The sequence below is a fragment of the Streptomyces sp. NPDC058964 genome, from assembly GCF_042741275.1.
Taxonomy (GTDB): Bacteria; Actinomycetota; Actinomycetes; order Streptomycetales; family Streptomycetaceae; genus Streptomyces.
This window is the reverse complement of the sequence record NZ_JBHYKH010000295.1, coordinates 3,118-11,165: the sequence shown is the minus strand read 5'-3', so window position 1 is coordinate 11,165 and position 8,048 is coordinate 3,118. Positions and strand designations below refer to the sequence as shown.

General features: G+C 73.7%; 9 protein-coding genes. 4 read left to right on the top strand and 5 right to left on the bottom strand.

Annotated features, from left to right (window positions below; translation table 11 throughout):
* The coding region (locus tag ACFW2E_RS29720) for a hypothetical protein (protein WP_384470157.1) at positions 1-225 on the bottom strand (225 nt) is incomplete at its 3' end.
* Positions 226-290: 65 nt separating this feature from the next.
* Positions 291-1,394 (bottom strand): mechanosensitive ion channel family protein, encoded by a 1,104-nt coding sequence (locus tag ACFW2E_RS29715; RefSeq protein WP_384470156.1) that lies wholly within the window; start codon positions 1,392-1,394, stop codon positions 291-293.
* A 337-nt stretch (positions 1,395-1,731) separates the two neighbouring features.
* On the opposite strand from ACFW2E_RS29715, the gene ACFW2E_RS29710 reads away from it, so the two are divergent.
* Positions 1,732-2,268 carry an HNH endonuclease gene (locus ACFW2E_RS29710; RefSeq protein ID WP_384470155.1) on the top strand — a complete coding sequence of 179 codons (537 nt, stop codon included), beginning with the start codon at positions 1,732-1,734 and terminating at the stop codon, positions 2,266-2,268.
* Between the two features lie 89 nt (positions 2,269-2,357).
* Here the strand turns inward: ACFW2E_RS29710 and ACFW2E_RS29705 are convergent, their stop codons facing one another.
* Genes ACFW2E_RS29705 through ACFW2E_RS29695 form a run of 3 tightly spaced genes read right to left on the bottom strand, consistent with a single transcriptional unit; the run spans position 2,358 to position 4,953 of the window.
* Positions 2,358-3,731, bottom strand: a complete 1,374-nt coding sequence (locus ACFW2E_RS29705; protein WP_384470154.1) for an FtsX-like permease family protein — start codon at positions 3,729-3,731, stop codon at positions 2,358-2,360.
* Complete coding sequence (locus ACFW2E_RS29700) at positions 3,728-4,423, bottom strand: ABC transporter ATP-binding protein (RefSeq protein WP_384470153.1); 696 nt, start codon at positions 4,421-4,423, stop codon at positions 3,728-3,730. Before ACFW2E_RS29700 ends, ACFW2E_RS29705 begins: the two co-directional genes overlap by 4 nt.
* Positions 4,420-4,953 (bottom strand): PadR family transcriptional regulator, encoded by a 534-nt coding sequence (locus ACFW2E_RS29695; protein WP_384470152.1) that lies wholly within the window; start codon positions 4,951-4,953, stop codon positions 4,420-4,422. The genes ACFW2E_RS29700 and ACFW2E_RS29695 overlap by 4 nt, the downstream gene beginning before the upstream one ends.
* A 234-nt stretch (positions 4,954-5,187) precedes the next feature.
* Between ACFW2E_RS29695 and ACFW2E_RS29690 the strand changes: the two genes are divergently transcribed.
* The 3 genes from ACFW2E_RS29690 to ACFW2E_RS29680 all read left to right on the top strand — a co-directional run bounded on the left by ACFW2E_RS29690 (position 5,188) and on the right by ACFW2E_RS29680 (position 7,843).
* Positions 5,188-5,433, top strand: coding sequence for a hypothetical protein (locus ACFW2E_RS29690; RefSeq protein ID WP_384470151.1), 246 nt, complete (start codon positions 5,188-5,190; stop codon positions 5,431-5,433).
* The gene (gene malQ / locus ACFW2E_RS29685) at positions 5,434-7,521 is read left to right on the top strand and encodes a 4-alpha-glucanotransferase (RefSeq protein ID WP_384470150.1); all 2,088 of its coding nucleotides are present in this window, start codon (positions 5,434-5,436) and stop codon (positions 7,519-7,521) included.
* Between the two features lie 70 nt (positions 7,522-7,591).
* Positions 7,592-7,843, top strand: a complete 252-nt coding sequence (locus tag ACFW2E_RS29680; RefSeq protein ID WP_384470149.1) for a hypothetical protein — start codon at positions 7,592-7,594, stop codon at positions 7,841-7,843.
* Positions 7,844-8,048: the final 205 nt, after the last annotated feature.

Sequence of the window (8,048 nt, the reverse complement as noted above, 5' to 3'; positions counted from 1 at the left end):
CGTGCGCTGGGTCCGGGAGGCCCGCCGGCCGACCTGCGGGACGGTTCGGATCTGCTCGGTTCCTGGGAAACGGGGCGGTGTCGGGGGTCGGGTACGGGCGGGAAGGGGGAGCGGGTCGCCGAGGCCGGCCTCGGTGTCGGTGCCGTAGTGGGCCTCGGCGGGATCGTCGCCGGGGAGGACGGGGCCGGAGTGGCAGCAGAACGACGGGGCACCCAGCGCCTCCACGGCGTCGGATGCCCCGACCGTTCACTCGGACGAGTGTGCTGACATCGCTCTTCCGGTTCCGTGTCCTACTTGATCGGCGGCGCCGTCCGCTGAGGAGTGATCGGCGTCGTCGCGATCGACTGCGGGGACTCCGCGTTCGCGAACGCCGAGGGGGCCGCGACCGCCGCCGCCGGGTCCAGGGCCGCGTCCTCCTCCGCTACGGCCGTCGCGCCGCCCACGATGCGGATCCGGGCCGCGTCGAAGGCACGCTTGATGCGCCAGCGCAGCTCGCGTTCGACGGTCACCGACTTGCCGGGCATGGTCTTGGCCGAGACCCGGACGACCATCGAGTCGATCAGCACGGAGTCCAGGCCCAGGACCTCGATCGGGCCCCACAGGAGCTCGTTCCAGGGCTCCTCCTTGCCCATCTTCTCGGCGACCTCGTCCAGGGTCGACCGCACCAGGTCCAGGTCCTCGGAGGACTTCACCGTCACGTCGACGCCCGCGGTCGCCCACCCCTGGGAGAGGTTGCCGATGCGCTTGACCTCGCCGTTGCGCACGTACCAGATCTCGCCGTTGGCGCCGCGCAGCTTGGTCACGCGCAGGCCGACCTCGACGACCTCGCCCGAGGCGACGCCGGCGTCGATCTGGTCGCCGACGCCGTACTGGTCCTCCAGGATCATGAACACGCCGGAGAGGAAGTCCGTGACCAGGTTGCGGGCGCCGAAACCGATCGCCACGCCCGCGACACCGGCGGAGGCCAGCAGCGGGGCGAGATTGATCTCGAAGGTGGCCAGCACCATCAGGGCCGCGGTGCCGAGGATCAGGAAGCTCGCCACCGAGCGGAGCACCGAGCCGATGGCCTGCGAGCGCTGGCGGCGGCGCTCGACATTGACCAGCAGACTGCTCAGGCCGGAGCCGTCGACCGACTCGACGGTCCGGTTCATGCGGTCGATCAGCTTGGTGATTGCGCGCAGCACGACCTTTCTCAGCACCGCTGCGATCACCAGGATCAGCAGGACACGCAGGCCTATCGCGAGCCACGTCGACCAGTTCTGCTCGACCCAGCCGGCGGCGTTCGTCGCGCTCTCCTGGGCGTCCTGGAGGGTCGGGACGGTCACGGTCGGCGACCCCGAGGGGGTCGGCGACGGCGATGCACCGGCGGCCAGTAGGACGGCGGACAAGGACACGGCAGGTACCTCCAGGTGCGGCGCTGCCCTGTCCGGTGCGGCGGTCAAGGTCGTCAAGGTCACGGAAAGGTCACCGGACGGGCAGGGCAACCACACTAACGGGGCATTGCGTGTGCGCTCGCGCGATACGAAAAGGAGAGACCGTGCTCACCCCGGCCCGCCCGCGCTTGAACAGGGCCTGATCCTGGGGATGAATCCCAGTGATGCATCAGGTGTGGTCGAAAACACTCCCAGCCCGTTACCGGGACATGGTGGCGCTTCCACCAGGCAAGAGGGGAGACTGACTGCAGATCGTCCCGGCGCGAGCCACGCGCCGCCGACGCCCAAGGAGGCACCCGTGCCGCATGTCCTGGTCCTCAACGCGTCGTACGAGCCACTCGGCGTCGTACCGCTCCGTCGCGCGCTCATCCTCGTCCTGGAGAACAAGGCTGTCTCCCTGGAGGAATCCGGCGCCTTCATGCACAGCGCAACCGTCACAGTCCCCGCACCCAGCGTGGTCCGGCTCAAGCGATTCGTCCGGGTTCCTTATCGGGGGCCCGTTCCTCTCACGCGACGGGCCCTGTTCGCCCGTGACGGGGGCCGGTGCATGTACTGCGGTGGCGTCGCAACCAGCGTCGACCACGTCATCCCGCGCAGCCGCGGGGGCAAGCACGTCTGGGACAACGTGGTGGCGTCCTGCCGCCGCTGCAACCACGTGAAGGCCGACCGCCATCTCGTGGAGATCGGCTGGCGGCTGCGCCACAAACCCGCTCCGCCCACCGGCCTGGCCTGGCGCATCATCGGCACCGGCCATAGGGACCCGCGCTGGCTGCCCTACTTGCAGCCGTACGGCGCGGACGACGCCATGGCCCGGATCGACGGCATCTCCGCCTGAGGATCCGGGCCTTCGCGCACCCAGGGGCACGCGTGTGCCCCGGCCCCGGGGATCCCCTGTGCCCCCGGGGCCGGACGCCCGCCCGGCGGTCAGGCGTAGCGCAGCTCCGCCGGGTGCGCCGAGCGGCGCAGCAGCGGGAGCGCGGTGGCGGCGGCCAGCAGACAGGCGCCGTAGACCGCGAGCGGAACCAGCAGGGCCAGGTAGGGCACGTCCGGCGCGGTGTACTCCGTGGTGACCGAGGCGTACCAGACGCCGATCGCCATGCCGCCCGTGCCCGCCACCAGGACCGCGGGGGCCAGCGGCAGCGCGGTCTCCAGGAGCAGCGCCCGGCCCAGGACGTTGCGGGGCACTCCGGCGGCGGTCTGCGCGGCCAGGCTCCGGCGCCGGGTGGCCAGGGACTCGGCGGTGCCGACGGCCAGACCGGACAGGACGATCGCCAGGGCGACGAGGATCGCGGCGGCGGTGAGGTCCAGCCCCGTCGTGTAGTAGGCCAGGTCCATGCCGAGCTGGTGTGCCCGTTCCATGGCGTGCAGATCCGCGAGCAGCACCTGCCGCACCCCGACGAATCCCGTGCCCACGACGGTCACCAGCAGGACGGCCGCATGCGTACGGGCCGCCGCCCACGGGTCGTCGCGCAGCCGTTCCGCCGCGATCAGCAGCGCCGGGCTCTGCGCGCGGGCGGCGAGCGTTTGGCCCAGCCGGCGGGACGACCAGCCCGCCAGCCACACCGCCGCGGCACCGACCAGCAGACACACCGCGAAGACCGTGACCGGGACGAGGGCGAGACCGACGAAGGGGAACGGGAACCGGGCGCCGGTGAGCGTCGTCACCGCGACCAGCACCGCCGACGCGGCCAGCAGTCCGGTCGCCACCTTGAAGGCCCGGCCCGGCGCCCTGGCCGACCGTGTCCGCCGGATCCAGCCCAGCGGTGAGGTCACCACCCGGCGCAGCGCCAGGGCGCTCACGGCGGCCCCCAGCACCGGCACCAGCCCGGCCACCACGGCGATGCCGGCCCACGCGAGCGGGTCGGGGTGGTGCCACAGGCGCAGCAGGGACAGCACGGAGAACACCGTGGCCACCGCCGAGCCGGCCAGACAGGCCAGCCCCGACTCCAGCGCCGCGATCCGCCGCACCTGCGCGGGCGTGGCCCCCGCCAGCCGCAGCGCGGCCAGCCGCCGGTCACGGTGCACCGCGCCGACCCGCGCGCACTGCCCGAGGAAACCGAACACCGGGATGAACAGCAGCATCAGCGCGGTGATCACGCCGTCGCGCGTTCCGGGCTCGTCGAGCAGCCCCGAGCCGACCGACACGCGGTACTGACCGTCCATCGGGGCGAGGACCGCGATCGCCAGCCCGATTCCCGTCGCCAGCGCCGCCCCGAGCGCCGTCAGCATCACCCGCCACCACTCGCGCCGGTCCGATCCGCGCGTGAGCAGCAGCGCCAGCCGCAGATCGGCCCTCACGCCGCCACCCCCACCGGTGCCACGGTGCCGTCGCTCAGCCGCACCTCGCGGTCCGCGTAGGCCGCGACCTGGGCGTCGTGCGTGATCAGCAGTACCGCCGTGCCCGTCTCGCGGGCCGTGTGCACCAGGGCCGTCATCACCTGCTCGCTCGCCAGTGAGTCCAGTGCCCCCGTCGGCTCGTCCGCGAAGATCACCTTCGGGCCGGTCACCAGCGCCCGGGCCAGGGCGACCCGCTGGGCCTGGCCGCCGCTCATCTCGCCCGGCCGCAGCTCCTCCTGCCCGCGCACCCCGAACCGCTCCAGCCACTCGCCGGCCCGCTCCCGGGCGTCGGTACGCGTCGCACCGGCGAGCATCAGCGGCAGCGCCACGTTGTCCAGTGCGGTCAGCTCCGGGATGAGCTGCCCGAACTGGAACACCACCCCGAACTCGGTCCGCCGCAGCTCGCTCAGCCGCTTCTCGGGCAACTGGTCCAGCCGTTGTCCGGCATACGTCACCGAGCCCGCGTCCGGGTGGACGATCCCGGCGAGGCAGTGCAGCAGTGTGGACTTCCCGCTGCCACTGGCGCCGGTGACGGCGAGGATCTCACCGGCGCCCAGCTCGACGGAGGCGCCGCGCAGGGCGTCGGTTCTGCCGTGCGTCTTGGTGAGACCACGGGCCGCCAGGAGCGGCACTGCGCTGTCCCCTTGGTTCATGCTGCGTCGACCTCCGCGGTCAGAGTGGTCAGCCGGGCCGCCGTGGTGGTCATCCAACGGAGGTCGGCGTCCAGGTGGTTGAGGGCGTAGTCCGCCGAGAGCACGGTCGAGAGATCGGCGCGCAGCGCGGTCTTCACCGCGGTGAGCTCCCGCATCCGCTCCATGTGCGCGGCGCGTTGGGCGTGCAGGTAGGCGGCCGGGTCGCCGTCGGCCAGGATCGACACCACGACCTTGGCGAAGATCTCGTTCGCCACGAAGGGGGCCGGCGGGGTGATCTCGCCCGCCCACCGCGCCAGTTCGTGCGAACCCGCGTCCGTCGAACGGTAGAGCGTGCGCTCCGGTCCGCCGTCCGCATCGGTGCCGTCGACCTCCGCGAGGCCGTCCCGGACCAGGCGCTGCAAGGTCGTGTAGACCTGTCCGTAGGCCAGCGGACGGGCCTGCGGAAAACGTTCGTCGTGGCGTCGCTTGAGGTCGTAGCCATGGCTCGGCCCTGCCTCGAGCAGCCCCAGGAGGATGTGCCGGGTGCTCATGGAGATCATTATGCACTGGATACATGTACTGAGTGAATAGTGAGGCGGAAGAGATCGTGATCCGGGGCGCGGACCGAGGCCGGCGCCCCCGCGCCCACCCGCACTCCACCACCCGTCGAGAGTGCGGTCCCGTCCGCTGGGTAGGCCTGCGGTAATCCGCCCGACGCCGCGGCAGGCACGCGGCGGCGCCGGGCACACCGACCCGGCACCCGACGTACCGACAAGGAGGCCCTCGTGGCCGCACCGGCTCACCTCCCGCTCCCGGCCCAGTCCAAACCCGCGGCGGAGCCGTCCGCCGATTCCGAGCACCTCTGCTTCTGCGTCTTCAGCGCGGAGAGCGCCTCCGCCGAGGCCCCGCTGACCAGCGAGCCGCCGCTGCCCGACGCCGAGCCCCTCACCAGCGAGCCGCCCCTCGCCGACGCCGCCCCGCTGACCAGCGAGTCCGACGCGACCGCGGGCTCCTGCGCCACGGGGCTGTAGATGACCGCGCCCGGGCCCCCCGACGAGGAGCTCTCCAGGCTCGCCGAGCTGCACGGCGTCGCCACCTCCTACAGCCCGTCCCCGGACCGCACGGTCGCCGCCCCCGCAACCGCCGTCAGGGCCGCGCTGGCCGCGCTCGGCATCGACGCGAGCACCCCGCAGGCGGCCCGTTCCGCGCTCGCCGCCCGCGAGCGTGAACTGCGCGAGCGACTGCTGCCGCCCACGCTGGTCCACTGGGCGGACGCCCCCGACGGCCCCCCGGCCCTGGGCGCGCTGCCGGCCGGTACCCGCCTGCGCATCGAGACCGAGCAGGGCGAGACCCGTGCCGCCGCCGAGGGGCTCCCGGACGGCGTCCACCGCGTGACCGCCTCCGCACCCGACGGCCGCACCGCGGAAGCCCGTCTCATCGTCGCCCCGGCCCGGCTGCCCACACCCGCCGGACGCTCCTACGGACTCCTCGTCCAGCTCTACTCCCTCCTGTCCCGGCGCTCCTGGGGCATGGGCGACCTCGGTGACCTCGCCGAGCTGGCCACCTGGGCCGGCCGCACCGGCGGCGCCGGATTCGTGCAGGTCAACCCGCTGCACGCGGCCGTACCCGGCGCGCCCACCGACCCCTCGCCCTACCGGCCCTCCTCCCGCCGCTTCCCCGACCCGGTGCACCTGCGGGTGGAGAACATCCCTGAGTTCGCCCACGTCGAGGACCGCGAGCGCGTCGGCGGCCTGCTGGAGCGGGCGGAACGGCTGCGCGCCTCCGTGCTCGACAAGGGCGCGTTGATCGACCGGGACGCGGTCTGGGAGCTCAAGCGGGAGGCGCTGGAGCTGGTGCGGGACGTACCCCCGGGCCCAGGCAGGCAGGCGGCCTACGCCGACTTCCTGGCCGAGGAGGGGCAGGCACTGGAGGACCACGCCACCTGGTGCGCGCTCGCCGAGGTGCACGGCTCCGACTGGCACCGGTGGCCCGAGGACCTGCGCGACCCCCGTTCGGCCGGAACCGCCCGTGCACGCGCCGAGCTGATGGACCGCGTCGACTTCCACTCCTGGCTCGCCTGGCTCACCGACGCCCAGCTCACCGCGGCCCAGCGTGCCGCGCGCGAGGCGGGCATGTCGGCCGGGATCGTGCACGACCTCGCGGTCGGGGTGCACCCCGGGGGCGCCGACGCCTGGGCGCAGCAGGAGTACTTCGCCGCCGGGATGTCGGTGGGCGCCCCGCCGGACGCGTTCAACGCCCGGGGCCAGGACTGGGGCCTGCCGCCCTGGCGTCCGGACCGCCTGGCCGCCTCCGGCCACGCCCCCTACCGCCGGCTGCTGCGCGCCCTGTTCCGGTACGCCGGTGCCCTGCGCATCGACCACGTCATGGGCCTGTTCCGGCTGTGGTGGGTGCCGCAGGGACAACCGCCGACAGAGGGTACGTACGTCCGCTACGACGCCGACGCCATGCTCGCCCTCCTCGCCCTGGAGGCCTCCCGGGCCGGGGCGCTGGTGATCGGCGAGGACCTGGGCACGGTGGAGCCGGGTGTGCGCGAGACGCTGCAGCGGCGCGGGGTGCTCGGCACCTCGGTGCTGTGGTTCGAACGCGACTGGGAGGGCGACGGCCACCCCCTGCCGCCCGCCCGCTGGCGCGCCGACTGCCTGGCCACCGCGACCACCCACGACCTGCCGTCCACCGCGGCCCGGCTCACCGGCGAACACGTCGAACTCCGCGACCGCCTGGGACTGTTGACGCGGCCGCTGGAGGAGGAGCGCGCGGCGGCCGCGGCGGACACCGCGGAGTGGCTGGCCCTGCTCATCCGGCTCGGCCTGCTTACGGGTACGGCCGGAGTCCACTCGCCCCCGGCCGAGGAGGCGGAGATCCAGGCCGTCCACCGCTTCCTGCTGAGCACCCCGGCCCGCATGATCGGCGTCTGGCTCCCGGACGGCGTCGGCGACCGCCGCCCGCAGAACCTGCCCGGCACCTGGGACCAGTACCCCAACTGGCGCCTGCCGATCGCCGACGCCGAAGGCCGCCCGGTGACGCTGGAGGAGCTCGCCGCCTCACCGCGCCTGCACGCGCTCATCGAGGTGCTGCGGGGATCTCCGGGGCAGGGGTGATGCCGGTCGTCCCCGTCCCCTACGGCACCCCGGACGCGCGCCTCGCTCGGGCGTTCGCTACTTTTGCACCGTGGACAAGAAGAACGCCCTGCGCGCCGGCGCCCTGGCCGCCGGTACGACGCTGATGATGCTGCTCATGTCGTCCCCCGCGCTCGCGCTCGCGCGCGACGACGGCGACGACCCCGGCCCGGGCCTGAGCGTCGGCGAGACGCTGGGCCTCTACGTCCTGCTCCCCATCGCCCTGTTCGCGATCATCGCGGGTCTGGTGATGGCCCTGGACAAGTCGAAGTACCGGGTCACCAAGCCCAAGGCGAAGGCCTGAGCGGAACCCCGACCCACAGCGAAGGGGGGCCGCCTGACCCCCCGCCCCGGAGAGGGCCGCGCGCCGCCCGGCTCACCCCCGCCACGGGGGGGCGCGCGGGGACCCCCGGGTTTGCGTCCCCAACGCCCCCCCGGGATGGCACACCCCCCCGGCCCGGGGGGCCCGCGCCGCCGAGCGGAAGCGCGGGTCCGGCCCTGTGCGCACG